This is a genomic window from Paucibacter sp. TC2R-5, assembly GCF_025717605.1.
GTDB lineage: Bacteria > Pseudomonadota > Gammaproteobacteria > Burkholderiales > Burkholderiaceae_C > Paucibacter_A > Paucibacter_A albus.
The window spans coordinates 198,631-216,481 of the sequence record NZ_JAJIRQ010000008.1 but is presented as its reverse complement, the minus strand read 5'-3'; the positions used below and the strand labels follow the sequence as shown (position 1 = coordinate 216,481).

Genomic DNA, 17,851 nt, shown 5'->3' with positions numbered 1-17,851 from the left:
TTTCGGTTCAAGATCCCGGACGAGTGTATCGCCCCCGGTTTTTGGTGCTTTTGCGGTGTTTTTGATGATTAAATTCATGTCGATGCCTGGCGGAAGACCTGAGGGTCTACACTTCGCGCCTTTCTTTTTTTAACTGCCTAGCCCCTGGAGGCTCACGATGCTTCGTTTTCGTTTCCCCATCGTCATCATCGACGAGGACTATCGCTCCGAGAACACTTCGGGTTTGGGTATTCGCGCGCTGGCCGATGCGATCCAAAAAGAAGGTTTCGAAGTGCTGGGGGCGACCAGTTACGGGGACCTGAGCCAGTTCGCGCAGCAGCAAAGCCGCGCCAGTGCCTTCATCTTGTCGATCGACGATGAGGAGTTCACGCCTGGGCCGGAGCTGGATCCTGCAGTGCTGTCACTGCGTAAATTCATTGAAGAAATCCGCTTCAAGAACGCCGACATCCCGATCTATATCTACGGCGAGACGCGCACATCCCAGCATCTGCCCAACGACATCTTGCGTGAGTTGCATGGCTTCATTCATATGTTTGAGGACACGCCGGAATTCGTCGCGCGTCACATCATCCGTGAGGCCAAGAGCTACCTCGATGGACTCGCTCCGCCCTTCTTCAAGGCGCTGATGGACTATGCCCAAGACGGCTCTTACTCCTGGCATTGTCCTGGCCACGGTGGCGGTGTGGCGTTCCTGAAGAGCCCGGTCGGTCAAATGTTCCACCAGTTCTTTGGCGAGAATATGTTGCGGGCCGATGTTTGCAATGCGGTCGAGGAGTTGGGTCAACTGCTGGACCATACCGGCCCGGTGGCGGCCTCGGAGAAAAATGCGGCTCGCATCTTCAATGCCGATCATTGCTTCTTCGTGACCAACGGCACTTCGACCTCCAACAAGATGGTCTGGCACCACACGGTGGCGCCTGGCGATGTGGTGGTGGTGGATCGCAACTGCCACAAGAGCATCTTGCACGCCATCATCATGACCGGCGCAGTGCCGGTCTTCATGACGCCCACGCGCAACCATTACGGCATCATTGGCCCGATCCCGGAAAGCGAGTTCTCGCCCGAGGCCATTCGCAAGAAGATCGCCAAGAACCCGCTGCTCAAGGGTGTGGACGTCAAGACGGTCAAGCCGCGCATCATGACCTTGACGCAATCCACCTATGACGGCGTGCTCTACAACACCGAGACGATCAAGAAGAAGCTGGACGGCTGGATCGACACGCTGCATTTCGATGAGGCTTGGTTGCCGCATGCGGCCTTCCATAACTTCTATGGCTCCTACCATGCGATGGGCAAGAACCGTCCGCGCCCGAAGACCGCGATGGTCTACGCCACGCAGTCAACGCACAAGTTGCTGGCCGGTTTGAGTCAAGCCTCGCAGGTCTTGGTGCAGGACTCGCAGGACGTCAAGTTGGACAAGCATTTGTTCAATGAGGCCTATCTGATGCATACCTCGACCAGTCCGCAATACTCAATCATTGCGAGCTGTGATGTGGCGGCCGCCATGATGGAGCCACCGGGCGGAACCGCCTTGGTGGAGGAGAGCATTTCGGAGGCCTTGGACTTCCGCCGCGCGATGCGCAAGGTCGATGCTGAATATGGCAAGGACTGGTGGTTCAAGGTCTGGGGTCCGGACAAGTTGACCGAAGATGGCTTCGGCAAGCCGGCCGATTGGATGCTCAAGGCGAACGAGAAGTGGCATGGCTTCGGCAAGATTGCCGCGGGCTTCAATATGCTGGACCCGATCAAGTCCACCATCATCACGCCCGGCATGGACATGAGCGGCAAGTTTGCCGAGACCGGCATCCCGGCCTCCATCGTGACCAAATTCTTGGCCGAGCATGGTGTGGTGGTGGAGAAGACGGGTCTGTACTCCTTCTTCATCTTGTTCACCATCGGGATCACCAAGGGGCGCTGGAATACGCTTTTGACTGCCTTGCAGCAGTTCAAGGATGACTACGACAGGAACGCGCCGATTTGGCGCATCTTGCCGGAGTTCGCGGCAGCGCATCCGCGCTACGAGCGCTTGGGCTTGCGCGATCTGTGCCAGAACATTCACGAGATGTATGCCAAGGGCGATATTGCGCGCTTGACCACCGAGGTGTATTTGTCCGACCTGCAGCCGGCCATGAAGCCTAGCGATGCCTACTCATACATCGCGCATCGCCGTACCGAGCGGGTGCCTATCGACGCATTGGAAGGGCGCGTCACGACGGTGTTGCTGACGCCTTATCCGCCCGGCATTCCTTTGTTGATCCCGGGCGAGCGATTCAATAAGAAAATTGTTGAATATTTGAGATTCACACGCGACTTCAATGCTCAATTCCCGGGCTTCTCGACCGACGTCCATGGCCTGGTCGAGGTGAAGGGCGAAGATGGGCGCTCAAGCTACTTTGTTGACTGTGTGCAGGCCGACGATTAATCGCGGCGACGCATAAGAAAACGGGACCTGATGGTCCCGTTTTGCATGGCGCCTGTTGGCTTATTCTTCGTCGGTCAGGGCGACTTGGCTGTAGCCGCCGTCCACATAGGTGATCTCGGCGCTGATGCCGGCTGCCAAATCGGACAACAAGAAGGCGGCGACGTTGCCGACATCCTCGATCGTGATGTTGCGACGAATTGGTGTGTTCGCAGCGAACTGCGTCAAGAGCTTGCCAAAATCCTTGATGCCCGAAGCTGCCAGGGTTTTGATCGGGCCGGCTGACAGGCCGTTGACCCGGATGCCGCGCTTACCCATCGATTGCGCCAGATAGCGCACACTGGCTTCCAGCGAGGCCTTGGCCAAGCCCATGGTGTTGTAGTTCGGCACATAGCGTGCAGCGCCCAGATAGGACAGGGTCAGCAGCGCAGCGCCGGCACGCAGGCGCGGTGCAGCCAATTTGGCCATGGCGGGGAAGCTGTAAGCCGAGATGTCATGGGCGATGCGGAAGTTCTCACGCGTCAGCCCGTCCAGGAAGTCGCCTGCGATGGCATCTCGTGGCGCGAAGCCAATCGAGTGGACGAAACCGTCAAACTCTGGCCAGGCTGCACCCAGATCGGTGAACAGTGCTTCCATCTGCGCGTCATCGGACACGTCGCAGTCAAAAATAAGCGTGGAGTCAAACTCGGCGGCAAATTCGGTGATGCGATCCTTGAAGCGCGCGCCTTGATAGCTAAATGCCAACTCGGCACCTTCGCGGTGGCAAGCTTTTGCAATGCCGTAGGCGATGGATCGGTTGGACAGAAGGCCCGTGATCAGCAATCGCTTGCCTGCCAGAAATCCCATAGTGGCTCCTTTGATTTGAAACAATCGATGATTTTCGCATGGCTTCGCGTATTAGCAAGCCTTGTACTTGTCGGTGCTTCGCATACATAGTACAATCCCGGCTTCGCTGACTTGGCTTAGGTCGGGGTCGGCGAAAAGACTCAAGTCTCTTGCGGCGCTTGGGTTTGCTTCAGGTCAAATCCCTTCGGGGTGGGTTTGAAGACCGAATGGAATCTCGAGTGGGGAAGTTGGGCGGATTCATCCAGCCCATTTTTTTTGCTTGAACGTTCTGTTGATTAAAATTTGAATCATCACGCTCATCTCGTACTGCTCATTAGAAACAAGAAAACATACCGCGCATGAATTGGCAAGAGGCTGTTGAAAAAACGGTAACCGGATTGGGTTACGACTTGGTGGATTGCGAGCGCACTCCAGCAGGTCTGGTGCGTGTGTACATTGACAAGTTGCCTGAAGTTGCCTTGGCCGGTGGTTTGATTGATGTTGATGATTGCGAGCGCGTGACGCGTCAGTTGCAGTACTTGCTTGAGGTCGAGGCTTGTCCTTACGAGCGGCTTGAGGTTTCCTCGCCGGGTCTGGACCGTCCGCTGAAGAAGTCGGCAGACTATGCCCGCTTCGTGGGTGAGGAAATCGAGATCACGCTGCGTATGCCCTTTCAGGGGCGCAAGAAGTACCAGGGTGTACTGGGTGCGGTGCCGGCTGCCGAGGCGGCCAAGCTTGAAGTCGAGGGCGTTGCCGCTGAGTCGGCTGCCGCTGAAACTTGGCGCATAGTTTTTAATGATGGCAAGGCCGATCAGGCCTTGGATTTTGCTCTTGAAGAACTCCGCGAGGCCCGTTTGGTGCCGGTGGTGAGTTTCAAGGGCCGCGGCGTGAAGCCCGAGCCGGCCAAGAAGCCGAAGCGGGCCAAGGCCGAGAGCAAAGATGACAAAGTAGACGGAGGTCCTGATCAATGAACCGCGAACTGTTGATGTTGGTGGACGCGATTTCTCGCGAGAAAAGCGTCGAGCTCGACGTGGTGTTTGGTGCTGTCGAGGCGGCATTGGCTTCGGCTACCAAGAAGCTATGCGGTGGCGAGGCTGATATTCGCGTCTCGGTAGACCGGGAGTCAGGCGCCTACGAGACCTTCCGTCGCTGGCATGTGGTGCCTAATGAGGCGGGTCTGCAGAATCCGGATGCGGAAATCTTGCTGTTTGAAGCGCAAGAGCAAATTGCCGACATCGAAGTTGAAGATCACATCGAAGAGCCGATTGATTCGGTGCCTATCGGCCGCATCGGCGCGCAAGCGGCCAAGCAGGTGATTCTGCAGAAGATTCGCGACGCCGAACGTGAACAGTTGCTGAATGACTTCCTGGCCCGTGGCGAGCAAATTTTTGTTGGCACCGTCAAGCGCCTGGACAAGGGCGACGTCATTGCCGAATCCGGTCGGATTGAAGGGCGCCTCAAGCGCAGCGAGATGATCCCCAAGGAAAATCTGCGCACCGGTGACCGGGTTCGTGCGGTGATTCTGGGCATCGACCCCACCCAGCGCGGCCCGCAAATCATGTTGTCGCGCAATGCCCCGTCCTTCATGACGGAGTTGTTCTCGCAAGAAGTGCCCGAGATCGAGCAGGGTCTGCTCGAGATCAAGAGCTGCGCCCGTGATGCCGGTTCGCGTGCCAAGTTGGCTGTGTTGTCGCATGACAAGCGGGTTGACCCGATCGGCACTTGTGTCGGCGTGCGTGGTTCGCGCGTCAATGGCGTGACGAATGAGTTGGCCGGCGAGCGTGTGGACATTGTGCTGTGGTCCGAAGACCCGGCCCAGTTTGTCATCGGCGCCTTGGCTCCGGCCAATGTGCAGTCGATTGTGGTTGACGAAGAGCGCCACGCGATGGATGTAGTGGTGGACGAGGAAAACCTCGCCATCGCCATCGGTCGCGGTGGTCAGAATGTGCGTTTGGCCTCGGAATTAACGGGCTGGCGCATCAACATCATGTCGGCCGAGGAATCGGCCGTGAAGCATGAGCAGGAATCAGAGTCGGTGCGCAAGCTCTTCATCGAGAAACTCGATGTGGATGCCGAAGTCGCCGACATCTTGATCGCCGAAGGTTTTACCAGCCTGGAAGAAGTGGCCTACGTGCCTATGCAGGAAATGCTGGAAGTCGAGGCCTTCGACGAGGACACGGTCAACGAATTGCGCACCCGAGCGAAGGATGCCTTGTTGACCATGGAGATTGCCCGTGAAGAGAAGGTCGAGGACGTGTCCCAAGACCTGCGCGACCTGGAAGGCATGACGCCTGAACTGGTTGCAAAACTCTCCGCTGGCGACATTCATACCCGCGACGATTTGGCCGATTTGGCCGTCGACGAACTCGTTGAACTCGCTGGCATGGATGAGGGCTTGGCCCGCACCATGATCATGAAGGCTCGCGAGCATTGGTTCACGGCTTGAGCCCTGGTGGCTTCAGCTCGACCCATTACTCGCCCAGCACCGAACGCATAAGTTAAGGATTTAACAATGGCTGTGACTACCGTCGCCCAGTTTGCTGTAGAGCTTCAAAAGCCTGCAGACACACTGCTTGAGCAGCTCCACGCTGCGGGCGTCAAGTTGGCGTCTACCGAAGACGTTTTGAATGAAGCTGACAAAGAACGTCTGCTTGACCACCTGCGCACAGCGCATGGTACTGGCGGCGCCGACCGCAAGAAGATCACGCTGACTCGCAAGACAACCAGCGAAATCAAACAGGCCGATGCCAGCGGCAAGTCGCGCGTCATCCCTGTGGAAACACGCAAGAAGCGGACCTTCGTCAAGCTCGACGGCAGCACTGGCGCGGAAGACGCTGGCGCCGCTGCAGCAGAAGATGCCGAACTGCATCGTCGCGAAGAAGAGGCTCAGGCTCAGGCCGCCTCTTTGCGCAAGCAAGAAGAAGAGTTGGCAGCTCGTGTGCGTGAGCGTGAAGAGGCGGACCGCCTTGCCCGCGAAGCAGACGAATTGCGTCGTCAGGAAAAGGCTGCGGCCGAAGCGCGTGCCGCTGAAGAAGCGGCAGCTCGCGCTGCTGCTGAAGCCGCCGCCGCGAAGTCCGCTGCCAAGGCGCCCAAAGCGCCACGGCCGACTGCTGAGTCGGTGGCGAAGGAAGCTGCTGCCATCAACAAGGCGGCCGCTGCTGCACGCTCGCCTGCTCCAGCAGCACCGGCACCTGCGGTTGTTGTGACGCCGGCTGTGGTGGCTGAAGCCGCCAGCGCCGCCACCACAGCTGCAAGCGCAGCGCCGACCAAGCCTGCTGCAGCAAGTGCGCCCGCCGCTCCGGCTGCAACTGCAGAAGCTGCCAAACCCGCATTGCGCGTGGTCAAAGCGGTTGACGTGGTGGTCGAAGAGAAACAAAAGCAGCTTGATTTGGCGCGTCGCCGTCAAGCCGCCGAGTCGGAAGCCGCAGCCATCCGCGCGATGATGAATGCCCCTAAAAAGGTCATGATCGCGAAGAAGGAAGAGCCCAAGCCGGTCGAGCCGCCCAAGGACGCCATCAAGGGCACCATCCATAAGAAACCGGTCGTGCCGGGTGCTCCGGTTGCGCCTGGCGCAGCCAAGCCGGGCGATAAGAAGTCCGTCAAGTCGGAAAAATTGTCCTCGACCTGGTCCGATGACAAGAAGCGCGGCGGCGTCAAGCCTGCCGGCCCAGCCGCTCCCGGTGGTGCGCGTCCGGCCGCCGGTGCATGGCGTGCGCCGAGCCGTGGTGGTGCGGGTGGCCGTCGTGGCGCACCTGATCGCAATGCCGATCGCCGCGGTGGTCCGTCGACCTTTGTCGCACCTGCAGAAATGCAAGTGCAAGAAGTGCATATCCCTGAGACCATCTCGGTGGCCGATTTGGCCCACAAGATGTCCATCAAGGCGTCCGAGGTCATCAAGCATTTGATGAAGCTCGGCCAGATGTGCACGATCAACCAGCAGCTGGACCAAGAAACGGCCATGATTTTGGTCGAAGAAATGGGCCACAAGGCTTTTGCAGCCAAGCTGGACGATCCAGACGCATTCCTGGAAGAAGAGGGCACGACCTCCGAGCAAGCGCATGAGTCAACAACTCGCGCGCCGGTCGTTACCGTCATGGGTCACGTTGACCACGGCAAGACCTCGCTCTTGGACTACATCCGCCGTGCCCGCGTTGCTGCCGGCGAAGCGGGTGGCATTACGCAGCATATCGGCGCTTATCACGTCGAAACGCCGCGCGGCATGATCACCTTCCTGGATACCCCGGGTCACGCGGCGTTTACCGCCATGCGTGCCCGTGGCGCCACGGCGACCGACATCGTCATCCTGGTGGTGGCGGCGGACGACGGCGTGATGCCACAGACCAAGGAAGCGATTCACCACGCCAAGGCGGCCGGTGTGCCGCTGGTCGTGGCGATGAACAAGATCGACAAGCAAGGTGCCAACCTGGAACGCCTGAAGGGCGAGCTGGTGGCCGAAGGCGTCGTGCCCGAAGAGTTTGGCGGCGACACCCCGTTTGTGGGCGTTTCGGCCAAGACCGGCGAAGGCATCGACAGCTTGCTGGAGCAAGTCTTGCTGCAGGCCGAAGTGCTGGAATTGAAGGCGCCTGTCGGTTCCATGGCCAAGGGCCTGGTGATCGAAGCGCGTCTGGACAAGGGTCGTGGCCCGGTTGCCACCATCCTGGTTCAATCCGGTACCTTGAAGCGCGGCGACGTCGTGCTGGCGGGTTCGACCTATGGCCGCGTGCGCGCCATGCTGGACGAAGACGGCAAGGCTTGTGCCGAAGCCGGCCCGTCGATCCCGGTCGAGATTCAGGGTCTGACCGAAGTACCGCGCGCCGGTGATGAGTTCATGGTTCTGAGCGATGAGCGTCGGGCACGTGAAATCGCCACCTTCCGTTCGGGCAAGTACCGTGATGTGAAGTTGTCGCGTCAGCAGGCTTCCAAGCTGGAGAACATGTTCGAGAACATGGGCGCCGGCGATGTGCAGACCTTGGGCATCATCATCAAGAGTGATGTGCAGGGTTCGCAAGAAGCGCTGGCTTCGTCGCTGCTCAAGCTGTCTACGCCCGAAGTCAAGGTGCAGATCGTGCACGCGGCGGTGGGCGGTATCAGCGAGTCGGACGTCAACTTGGCGATCGCCTCCAAGGCCGTCATCATCGGCTTCAATGTGCGTGCCGATGCCGGCGCCCGCAAGCTGGCCGAAGGTAATGCGGTTGATCTGCGCTACTACAACATCATTTACGACGCCGTCGATGAAGTGAAGGCCGCGATGACCGGCATGTTGGCACCAGAGCAGCGCGAAGAAGTGATCGGCCTGGCCGAGATTCGCACCGTCTTTGTGGCGACCAAGATCGGCACCATTGCCGGTTGTATGGTTACCTCGGGTGTCGTCAACCGCTCGGCTCGTTTCCGCTTGCTGCGCGAGAACGTGGTGATCTATACCGGCGAAATCGACACTCTGAAGCGCATGAAGGACGATGTGCGCGAAGTCCGCGAAGGCTTCGAGTGCGGTATCAAGCTGAAGAACTACAGCGACATCGCCGAGGGCGATCAGTTGGAGTTCTTCGAGGTCAAGGAAGTGGCCCGAACGCTCTAAGGCGGATTTGCCCTCACCAGCGCAAACCCCGCCCTCCAAAGAGTGGCGGGGTTTGTTTTTGATGGGTGGTGCAATAGGTCCAAGGAGCAGCAGGCAAGGAGTTGAGCATGCGACATAAACGAGTAATACCGAATCGGTCCTTCCGCGTGGCGGACCAGATTCAGCGCGATCTGGCAGAGTTGATTCGTGAGTTGAAAGACCCGCGCATCGGCATGGCCACGGTCAACGCCGTCGAGGTGACGCCCGACTATGCGCATGCCAAGGTGTTCTTTTCGGTCCTGGTCGGTGACCCGGTCGAGACCGGTGAGGCGCTCAACGAAGCGGCGGGCTTTTTGCGTAACGGCTTGTTCAAGCGTCTGCAAATTCACACCGTGCCGAGCTTGCACTTTCACTACGACCGCACCATCGAGCGCGCGGCCGAGCTGAGCGCCTTGATCAACAAGGCCAACGCGACGCGCGCCTTGGATGACGAGGCCGTGCCCGCCGACTCTGCCGAGGCGACCACAGATTTGCCACCGGCCAAGACCGAGTCGGGCGAATAAGAAGTCTTTTGATGACGAATAGCCCACCCCAGCGAGTCAAGACACCGCGCCGTGCCGTGCACGGTGTGTTGCTCTTGGACAAGCCGCTGGGTCTGTCCAGCAACGATGCGCTGCAAAAAGCCAAATGGCTGCTGCGGGCGGAAAAAGCCGGCCATACCGGCACGCTGGACCCCTTGGCCACCGGCTTGTTGCCGCTGTGCTTTGGTGCGGGTACCAAATTCAGCCAGGTCAGCCTAGATGCCGACAAGGCCTACGAGGCCACGCTTTTTCTGGGTTTGACCACGACCACCGGTGACGCCGAAGGTGAAGTGCTGGATCGCAGCGAAGCGGCCGCACGCGCGGTGACGCGCGAACAAATCGAAGCCGCTTGTGCGCGCTTCACCGGCGCGATCGACCAGGTGCCGCCGATGTACTCGGCGCTCAAGCATGAAGGCCGGCCCCTGTACGAATACGCGCGGGCCGGCATTGTGATCGAGCGGCCGTCGCGGCGCGTCACGATTCATTCGATTGACATTGTTGACTGGCAAGCTGAGCAGTTGACGCTGGCAGTGCGTTGTAGCAAGGGCACCTATATCCGCACCTTGGCCGAAGACATTGGCCGGGTGTTGGGCTGTGGCGCCTCGCTGAGCGCGCTGCGCAGGACCGGATCTGGCCCGCTCAACGTGGCTCAGGCGATCAGCCTGGATGCCTTGGCGGCTTTGACCGAGATCGAGCGGGAGGCTTTGTTGCGCCCGCCGGACTCTTTGTTGGCGGACTGGCCCGAGCTGCGTTTGGATAGCGCAGAGGCGGCCCGTTTTTCAACCGGTTTGCGGCGCCGAGTTGCCGAGCAAGACAGTGCGCATGTGAGGGTCTACGGGCCCGCAGCACATGAATTTCTTGGCAGCGCCCACATCACCGACGGCGAATTGATCGCCGACCGATTGTTGAGTCCCCAAGAGGTAGAAGGCCTCCTGAGTACCGCGAGCAGTAACAGATTTTTAGAAAGTGTCGTATGAGTAAGCAAATCCGTAATATCGCCATCATCGCCCACGTTGACCATGGCAAAACCACCATGGTTGACCAATTGCTGCGTCAAAGCGGCACCTTCGCCGAGCACGAGAAAGTCGTCGACACGGTGATGGACAACAACGCCATCGAGCGCGAGCGCGGCATCACGATTCTGGCCAAGAACTGTGCCGTGAGCTGGGAAGGTACCCACATCAACATCGTTGATACCCCCGGTCACGCGGACTTCGGCGGTGAAGTCGAGCGCGCCTTGTCGATGGTTGACGGCGTGGTGCTGCTGATCGACGCGCAAGAAGGTCCGATGCCACAAACTCGCTTCGTGACCAAAAAGGCCTTGGCCTTGGGTCTGAAGCCTATCGTGGTGGTTAACAAGGTCGACAAGCCAGGTGCCAAGCCCGACGCCGTGATCAACGCCGCATTCGACCTGTTCGACAAGCTGGGTGCGACCGACGAGCAGTTGGACTTCCCCGTGGTTTATGCCTCGGGCATCAACGGCTGGACCTCCTTGGAAGAAGGCAAACCGGGCGAGCAGTGGGGCCCCGATATGTCGGCCCTGTTCAATACCGTGCTGAAGCATGTGCCAGCCCAAAAGGGCGACCCGGCTGCACCGCTGCAGCTGCAGATTTCGGCGCTGGACTACTCCACCTTCGTGGGCCGTATCGGCGTGGGTCGCATCAGCCAGGGCACTTTGAAGCCTTCGATGGACGTGTTGGTGATGGAAGGCCCGGACGGCAAGTCCGTCAAAGGCCGTGTCAACAATGTCTTGACCTTCCAAGGCCTGGACCGGGTTCAAACCCTTGAGGCCGGCCCCGGCGACATCGTGTTGATCAACGGTATTGATGACATCAGCATCGGCGTGACCGTGACCAGCGTCACCGATCCAGCACCGCTGCCTATGTTGAAGGTGGACGAGCCCACTTTGACAATGAACTTCTGCGTCAACACCAGCCCTCTGGCCGGTCGTGAAGGCAAGTACGTGACCAGCCGTCAGATCTGGGATCGCCTGCAAAAAGAACTGCAAAGCAATGTGGCGCTGCGCGTTTCTGAAACCGACGAAGACGGTATCTTTGAAGTGATGGGCCGGGGCGAATTGCACCTGACCATCCTGTTGGAAAACATGCGCCGTGAAGGCTATGAGCTGGCGGTGTCCAAGCCGCGCGTGGTGTTCCAGACCATCAACGGTGAAAAGCATGAGCCTATCGAGTTGGTGACTGCCGACGTCGAAGAGACTCATCAGGGCGGCGTGATGCAAGCTCTGGGCGAGCGCAAGGGCGAGCTGGTCAATATGGAGCCGGACGGCCGTGGTCGCGTGCGCTTGGAATATCGCATCCCAGCGCGCGGTCTGATCGGATTCACCAACGAGTTCCTGAACTTGACGCGTGGCTCGGGCTTGATCTCCAACATCTTTGACGGCTATGAGCCGCACAAGGGTGAGATCGCTGGCCGCAAGAACGGCGTGCTGATCTCGATGGACGCCGGTGAAATCTTCACTTACGCCCTGGGCAAGCTGGACGACCGCGGCCGCATGTTCGTCAAGCCAAACGATCCCGTCTATGAAGGCATGATCGTCGGCATCCACAGCCGCGAAAACGATCTGGTCGTCAACGCCACCCGCACCAAGCAGCTGACCAATTTCCGTGTCAGCGGCAAGGAAGATGCGATCAAGATCACACCTCCGATTGATTGCACGCTGGAGTACGGCGTGGAATTCATCGAGGACGACGAGTTGGTCGAAATCACGCCCAAGAGCGTGCGTCTGCGCAAGCGTTACTTGACCGAGAACGAGCGCAAGCGCAATTCGCGTGGCTAATAGTCCAGGGAGCCCAGGGCAAGTCTGAGCTTGCCCTTTGCCGCTGAGCCATGACTCACCGTCGCGCCGTCTACCTGATGTTGTTGGTCACCCTGCTGTGGAGCACAGCCGGGGTGGTCACACGGCATCTGGAGGCGGCGCGCGGCTTTGAGCTGACGTTTTGGCGCAGCGGCTTCAATGCGATCGCTCTGGTGATTGGCCTGCGCTGGCTGCGCGGGCCGGCCTTGTGGGCGCAGTTGCGGGCCGCACCCCGTTTGGTCTGGCTCTCGGGCTTGTGTTGGGCAGTGATGTTCACCGCCTTCATGGTGGCTTTAAGTTTGACCAGCGTGGCCAATGTCTTGGTCACCATGGCCTTGGGGCCGTTGTTGACTGCGCTGTTGTCGCGCCTCGTCCTGAAGAAGCAACTGCCGACCCGCACTTGGTGGGCCATTGCACTGGCCAGCGCCGGTATCGCCTGGATGTTCGGCCATGAATTGGGGCAGGGGGCCGAGGTCGGTGCATCTGCTACCGGTCAAGGCGTGTTAGGCATGCTGGTTGCACTGGGTGTGCCGCTCGCAGCTGCAATCAACTGGTGCGTGTTGCAGCATGTCGGCCATGGCAGCAAAGCAAGCGATGCACTTGAAGATATGCCCCTGGCGGTCTTGCTCGGCGCACTGATCTCCACGCTGGCGATGCTGCCCTTGGCCTGGCCCATGCAGGCGAGCCCGCATGACCTGACTCTCTTGGCGGGATTGGGCATCTTCCAGCTTGCCATCCCCTGTTTGCTGGTGGTGAAACTTAGTCGCGTGCTGACTGGGCCAGAGTTGGCGTTGCTGGGCCAATTGGAGTTGGTGCTGGGCGTGCTGTGGGCCTGGCTTTGGGCGGGAGAAAGCCCAACGGCCGCAACCCTGCTCGGTGGTGCTATGGTGCTGCTGGCTTTGCTGGCTAACGAGCTATTGGCTGGGCGTCAAGCACCTAATGCGAATGCAAGCCTGCCACAAGCTAACGAAATAAACCCTACACATTCTCGGAGAGAGGCATGACGATGCCGGAGCAATTACCCGCACTTCAATCCAAGGGCCAGGTGCTGGCCGAAATCAATGGTTGCCTGGGCCTGATCACGCTGAATCGCCCGGAGGCGCTGAACGCCTTGTCGCTGGCCATGATCCGCGACTTGTCGTCCTTGTTGAAGGCCTGGGCTCTTGATCCCGCCATCGAGGCCGTCGTCATCCTCGGCGCCGCACGAATGGGCAAATCGCCCGCTTTTTGCGCCGGCGGCGATATCCGTTTCTTTCACAGTGCGGCCTTGGCAGAGGACTCTGCCTTGGATGATTTCTTCACCGAGGAATATGCGCTCAATCACCTGATTCACAACTTCGCTAAGCCCTATATCGCCTTGATGGACGGTGTGGTGATGGGCGGCGGCATGGGTATCAGTCAAGGCGCCAAGTTGCGTGTGCTGACCGAGGGTTCCAAGCTGGCCATGCCCGAAACCCATATCGGTCTCTTCCCCGATGTGGGTGGGGGTTACTTTCTGAGCCAATGCCCCGGCCATGTGGGTGAATGGCTGGCGCTCACCGGCCACACAATCGGTGCCGGTGACGCCATCGAGCTCGGCTTGGGTGATGTTTATGTGCAAAGTGCGGCGATGCCGGCGCTGATCGAAGCCTTCAAACATGGCGAGCAAAGCAGCGCGGAACATGTGGTGGCGACGGTGATGGAGCATGTCGACTTGGCCCCGGCAGTCGACCCCAAGACGTTGCGCGGCCGCATTGATCAGCATTTTGGTTTGAGCGATGTTGCCGCCATCATGGCTTCGCTAGAGGCGGCCGGCGACGAATGGGCCTTGCAGACCTTGGCTGTTTTGCGCAAACGCTCGCCCCTGATGTTGGCCGTCACGCTGGAGCAATTCCGCCGTGCGCGCAGCATGAGCCTGGCCGAAGATTTGCGCATGGAGCGCGACATCGTTCATCACTGCTTTCACCTCAGGTCCGGTGCGCGCAGTGAAACCGTCGAAGGCATCCGGGCCCTGGCTATCGACAAGGATCATCAGCCCTGTTGGTTGCCGGCGCGGATTGAAGATGTCAGTCGCGAGCAGGTGTTGGCGTTTTTCGACAGCCCTTGGGCGCCCGAGCAACACCCATTGCGTGCGCTGAGCTGAGCGCCGAATTCAGCGCAAATCCAGCTTCATAATTGCGGCAAGGTCTTACCGGACCTTGCCGCTTTTTCGTTCTGGACCTACCCCCGACTCCAAGGATGCCCTGATGCCTACCGACATCGAAATCGCCCAAGCCGCTACGCTGCAAAAAATTCTCCCTTTGGCCAGCCGCCGCTTGGATATTCAGGAGGACTCACTCAGCCCTTACGGTCACTACAAAGCCAAGCTGAGCCTGGAAGAGGTACAGCGCCTGAGCGGTCGCAAGGACGGGCATCTGATTCTGGTGACCGCGATCTCACCCACACCGCCAGGGGAAGGCAAGACGACCACGACCGTCGGCCTGGGCGACGGCCTGAACCACATTGGCAAGCAAACGATGATTTGTTTGCGCGAACCCTCTTTAGGCCCATGCTTTGGCATGAAGGGCGGTGCGGCCGGCGGTGGACATGCCCAGGTCGTGCCGATGGAAGACATCAATCTGCATTTTACAGGTGACTTCCACGCCATTGGCCTGGCTCATAGCTTGTTAGCCGCACTGATCGATAACCACATCCACCACGGCAATGCGCTGCAGTTGGATGTGCGCCGGATCACCTGGCGCCGTGTCATCGACATGAATGACCGTGCCTTGCGCGACATCACCGTGGCGCTGGGCGGGCCCGGCAATGGCTACCCTCGGCAAGACGGATTTGACATCGTGGTCGCGTCCGAGGTGATGGCGATCGTTTGCCTGTCCACTTCGCTGGCCGATCTGAAGCGCCGATTGGGTAATATCGTGGTCGGCTACACGGCCACCAAGCAGCCGGTCACCGCGCGCGAATTGAAGGCCGATGGCGCAATGGCTGCTTTGCTGAAAGACGCGTTGGCGCCGAATCTGGTGCAGACCCTGGAGGGCAATCTGGCCTTTGTTCATGGCGGTCCCTTTGCCAATATCGCGCATGGCTGCAACTCCTTGATCGCCACGCAGACGGCTCTGAAACTGGCCGACTATGTGGTCACCGAGGCCGGCTTTGGCGCCGATCTGGGGGCTGAAAAGTTCATTGACATCAAGTGCCGCAAAGGCGGTTTGAAGCCGGCATGCGCGGTCTTGGTCGCAACCGTGCGTGCGCTCAAATATCACGGCGGCGCCGATGCCAAAAAGCCCGGCAGTGACGGCCCGCAAGCGCTCGCCGACGGACTGGCCAATTTGCGCCGCCATGTCGAGAATATCCAGCGCCATTACGGTCTGCCGGTGATTGTGTCGATCAACCGTTTCGACAGCGACCTGATTGAAGAAATGGCCATGATTGAGCGCTGTTGCACCGAGCTGGACGTGCCCTGCGTGCTGGCGACGCACTGGGCCGATGGCGGCGCTGGCGCGGCCGATCTGGCCCGAGCGGTGGTACGGGCTTGCGAGGGAAGTGCGGCTTTGTCGGGTTCATCGGGTTCATCGGCTTCAGCGGCCGCTCTCTATGCCGATGCCGAGCCGCTGGCCGACAAGATCCGCGCTGTCGCCACCAAAATCTACCGGGCCGCCGACGTCGTGTTTGCACCCAAGGCATTGACGCAATTGCAGGACTGGCAGGCGGGCGGGTATGGCCACTTCCCTGTCTGCATCGCCAAGACCCAGTACTCCTTCAGTGCCGATCCGACGCTGCGGGGCGCGCCGGTCGGCCACACTTTGCATGTGCGCGAGCTGCGCTTGAACGCTGGGGCGGAGTTTGTCGTGGCAATCTGCGGCGACATCATGACCATGCCAGGTCTGCCCAAGGTCCCCTCGGCCGAGCGGATTGATGTGGATGATGCGGGGCGCATTTCAGGCTTGTTCTGAGCGCTCCGGCCCATTCTGCCGAGTCTGGCTTCTGAGCCTGGGATAATCCGAGGGTGCAAGAAAAAATCAACAACCCTTGGCGGCTCTCGGTCGCCCCCATGTTGGATTGGACCGACAAACACTGTCGCTACTTCCATCGCCTGCTGACCCAAAAGACCCGGCTCTACACCGAAATGGTGACCACCGGCGCCTTGCTACATGGCGATCAGCCGCGCCACCTCGATTTCAATCAAGAGGAACATCCGGTCGCCCTGCAACTCGGCGGTTCGGAGCCGGCCGATCTGGCTGCCTGCGCCAAGCTGGCCGAGCAATGGGGTTATGACGAAGTCAATCTGAACTGCGGCTGCCCCAGCGAGCGAGTGCAACGCGGGGCGTTTGGCGCCTGCCTGATGGCCGAACCGGCCTTGGTGGCCGATGGCATCAAGGCGATGTTGGATGCGGTGAGCATCCCGGTGACGATCAAGCACCGCATCGGCATCGACCGCTTGGAGAGCTACGAATTCGTGCGAGATTTTGTCGGGGCGATTGCCGATGTGGGTTGCACGGTCTTCATCGTGCATGCCCGAAATGCATGGCTGCAGGGCATCTCTCCGAAAGAAAACCGCGAGCTGCCGCCTTTGCGCTATGAGTTGGTGCATCAACTCAAACGCGAGTTCCCTGGGCTGACCATCGTGTTGAACGGTGGCGTGAAGACCGACGAGCAGATCGCCGAGCAACTGCTGCATGTGGACGGCGTGATGGTCGGCCGCCAGGCCTATCACGAGCCTTGGCAAATGGCGGCCTGGGACCAGCGCTTTTTCGGCACGGCGGGGCCGGCCCGAAACCACCAGAACGGTCGCGAGCAGGTCGAGGTCGAATGGCTGAAGTACCTCGAAGCCCAAGTAGCGAGCGGCCGGCCCTGGACGCAGGCGATGCGCCATGCCCTGGGTTTGTGGAATGGCCAGGCCGGTTCGCGGCGCTGGCGGCAAATCTGGTCCGATCATCAGTACAAGTCGATGGATGTTGCGGCGGTAGCTGCCTTGGCCAGGCAGTCGCGCACCGGCATAGCGGCGCATGTGGCCGAACATCAGGCGCAGACCGAGGCCTTGCGGCAGGCCGCTGCCGCTGCCTGAACATGCTGCAATTCAGCTGCTTTGATACCGCTCTGGGCTGCTGCGGCATTGCCTGGAGCGAGCAGGGCATCAAGGGCTCGCAATTGCCGGAAGAGAACGCTGGGCTGACTCGCGAGCGCATGCGGGTGCGTTTTCGTACGGCCAGTGAGGCAGCGCCTAACGCTCAAGTCTTGCGGGCCATTGATGCGATTCAGCGTTTGCTGGCTGGTGACCCGACTGCGCATGCCGACTTGCTGGAGCTCGCACTTGACCAAAGCGAGGTGGCCGAGTTCAATCAACGTGTGCACGCGATCACAAGGCAAATACCACTCGGCCAGACCCTGACTTACGGCGAAATTGCGCTGATGCTGGGCCAGCCCGGCGCTGCGCGTGCAGTCGGCCGAGCCGAAGGGGACAACCCCTTTGCGCCCATCGTGCCTTGCCACCGGGTCTTGGGCGCCAAGGGCGCCAGCGGAGGCTTTTCGGCCCATGGCGGCGCGCAAACCAAGCTGAAGCTGCTGGCGATCGAGGCCGCCGCCGCGGGTCAAATGGCAGCCGAGCAGCGCGCTTTGTTTTAGTTCTCTGGCGAACTGGGCCGAAAGCTCGTTGGCGGGCCTTAAAATCAGCCCTTGTTTTC

At 59.9% G+C, this 17,851-nt stretch carries 13 protein-coding genes; 12 read left to right on the top strand and 1 reads right to left on the bottom strand.

Translation table 11 applies throughout. The annotated features are described in order from the left end of the window. Positions 1 to 157: 157 nt before the first annotated feature. Positions 158 to 2,422, top strand: coding sequence for an arginine/lysine/ornithine decarboxylase (locus tag LNV08_RS18630; RefSeq protein WP_263535244.1), 2,265 nt, complete (start codon positions 158 to 160; stop codon positions 2,420 to 2,422). A gap of 60 nt (positions 2,423 to 2,482) precedes the next feature. On the opposite strand, the gene fabI is transcribed toward LNV08_RS18630, so the two are convergent. Beyond that, the gene (gene fabI, locus LNV08_RS18625) at positions 2,483 to 3,265 is read right to left on the bottom strand and encodes an enoyl-ACP reductase FabI (protein ID WP_263535243.1); all 783 of its coding nucleotides are present in this window, start codon (positions 3,263 to 3,265) and stop codon (positions 2,483 to 2,485) included. A 338-nt stretch (positions 3,266 to 3,603) separates the two neighbouring features. Here fabI and rimP point away from each other — a divergent pair, with 338 nt between their 5' ends. From rimP to LNV08_RS18570, 11 genes are all read left to right on the top strand, one after another. Next, positions 3,604 to 4,215 carry a ribosome maturation factor RimP gene (gene rimP / locus LNV08_RS18620; RefSeq protein ID WP_263535242.1) on the top strand — a complete coding sequence of 204 codons (612 nt, stop codon included), beginning with the start codon at positions 3,604 to 3,606 and terminating at the stop codon, positions 4,213 to 4,215. Then, positions 4,212 to 5,690, top strand: a complete 1,479-nt coding sequence (gene nusA / locus LNV08_RS18615; protein WP_263535241.1) for a transcription termination factor NusA — start codon at positions 4,212 to 4,214, stop codon at positions 5,688 to 5,690. Before rimP ends, nusA begins: the two co-directional genes overlap by 4 nt. A gap of 66 nt (positions 5,691 to 5,756) precedes the next feature. Next, positions 5,757 to 8,819 (top strand): translation initiation factor IF-2, encoded by a 3,063-nt coding sequence (gene infB, locus LNV08_RS18610; protein WP_263535240.1) that lies wholly within the window; start codon positions 5,757 to 5,759, stop codon positions 8,817 to 8,819. 107 nt (positions 8,820 to 8,926) lie between these two features. Then, positions 8,927 to 9,361 (top strand): 30S ribosome-binding factor RbfA, encoded by a 435-nt coding sequence (gene rbfA / locus LNV08_RS18605; protein ID WP_263535239.1) that lies wholly within the window; start codon positions 8,927 to 8,929, stop codon positions 9,359 to 9,361. 11 nt (positions 9,362 to 9,372) lie between these two features. Then, positions 9,373 to 10,356 carry a tRNA pseudouridine(55) synthase TruB gene (truB, locus tag LNV08_RS18600; RefSeq protein ID WP_263535238.1) on the top strand — a complete coding sequence of 328 codons (984 nt, stop codon included), beginning with the start codon at positions 9,373 to 9,375 and terminating at the stop codon, positions 10,354 to 10,356. Then, positions 10,353 to 12,176: a translational GTPase TypA gene (typA, locus tag LNV08_RS18595; RefSeq protein WP_263535237.1), complete on the top strand. Its 1,824-nt coding sequence runs from the start codon at positions 10,353 to 10,355 to the stop codon at positions 12,174 to 12,176. The genes truB and typA overlap by 4 nt, the downstream gene beginning before the upstream one ends. A gap of 50 nt (positions 12,177 to 12,226) precedes the next feature. Beyond that, complete coding sequence (locus LNV08_RS18590; RefSeq protein ID WP_263535236.1) at positions 12,227 to 13,198, top strand: DMT family transporter; 972 nt, start codon at positions 12,227 to 12,229, stop codon at positions 13,196 to 13,198. A 2-nt stretch (positions 13,199 to 13,200) separates the two neighbouring features. Then, complete coding sequence (locus tag LNV08_RS18585) at positions 13,201 to 14,316, top strand: enoyl-CoA hydratase/isomerase family protein (protein ID WP_263535340.1); 1,116 nt, start codon at positions 13,201 to 13,203, stop codon at positions 14,314 to 14,316. A gap of 103 nt (positions 14,317 to 14,419) precedes the next feature. Beyond that, the gene (locus tag LNV08_RS18580; RefSeq protein ID WP_263535235.1) at positions 14,420 to 16,123 is read left to right on the top strand and encodes a formate--tetrahydrofolate ligase; all 1,704 of its coding nucleotides are present in this window, start codon (positions 14,420 to 14,422) and stop codon (positions 16,121 to 16,123) included. Positions 16,124 to 16,176: 53 nt separating this feature from the next. Beyond that, a complete protein-coding gene (dusA, locus tag LNV08_RS18575) occupies positions 16,177 to 17,235 on the top strand; it encodes a tRNA dihydrouridine(20/20a) synthase DusA (RefSeq protein ID WP_263535234.1) in 1,059 nt (352 codons plus the stop codon). 2 nt (positions 17,236 to 17,237) lie between these two features. Beyond that, the gene (locus LNV08_RS18570) at positions 17,238 to 17,792 is read left to right on the top strand and encodes a methylated-DNA--[protein]-cysteine S-methyltransferase (protein WP_263535233.1); all 555 of its coding nucleotides are present in this window, start codon (positions 17,238 to 17,240) and stop codon (positions 17,790 to 17,792) included. Positions 17,793 to 17,851: the final 59 nt, after the last annotated feature.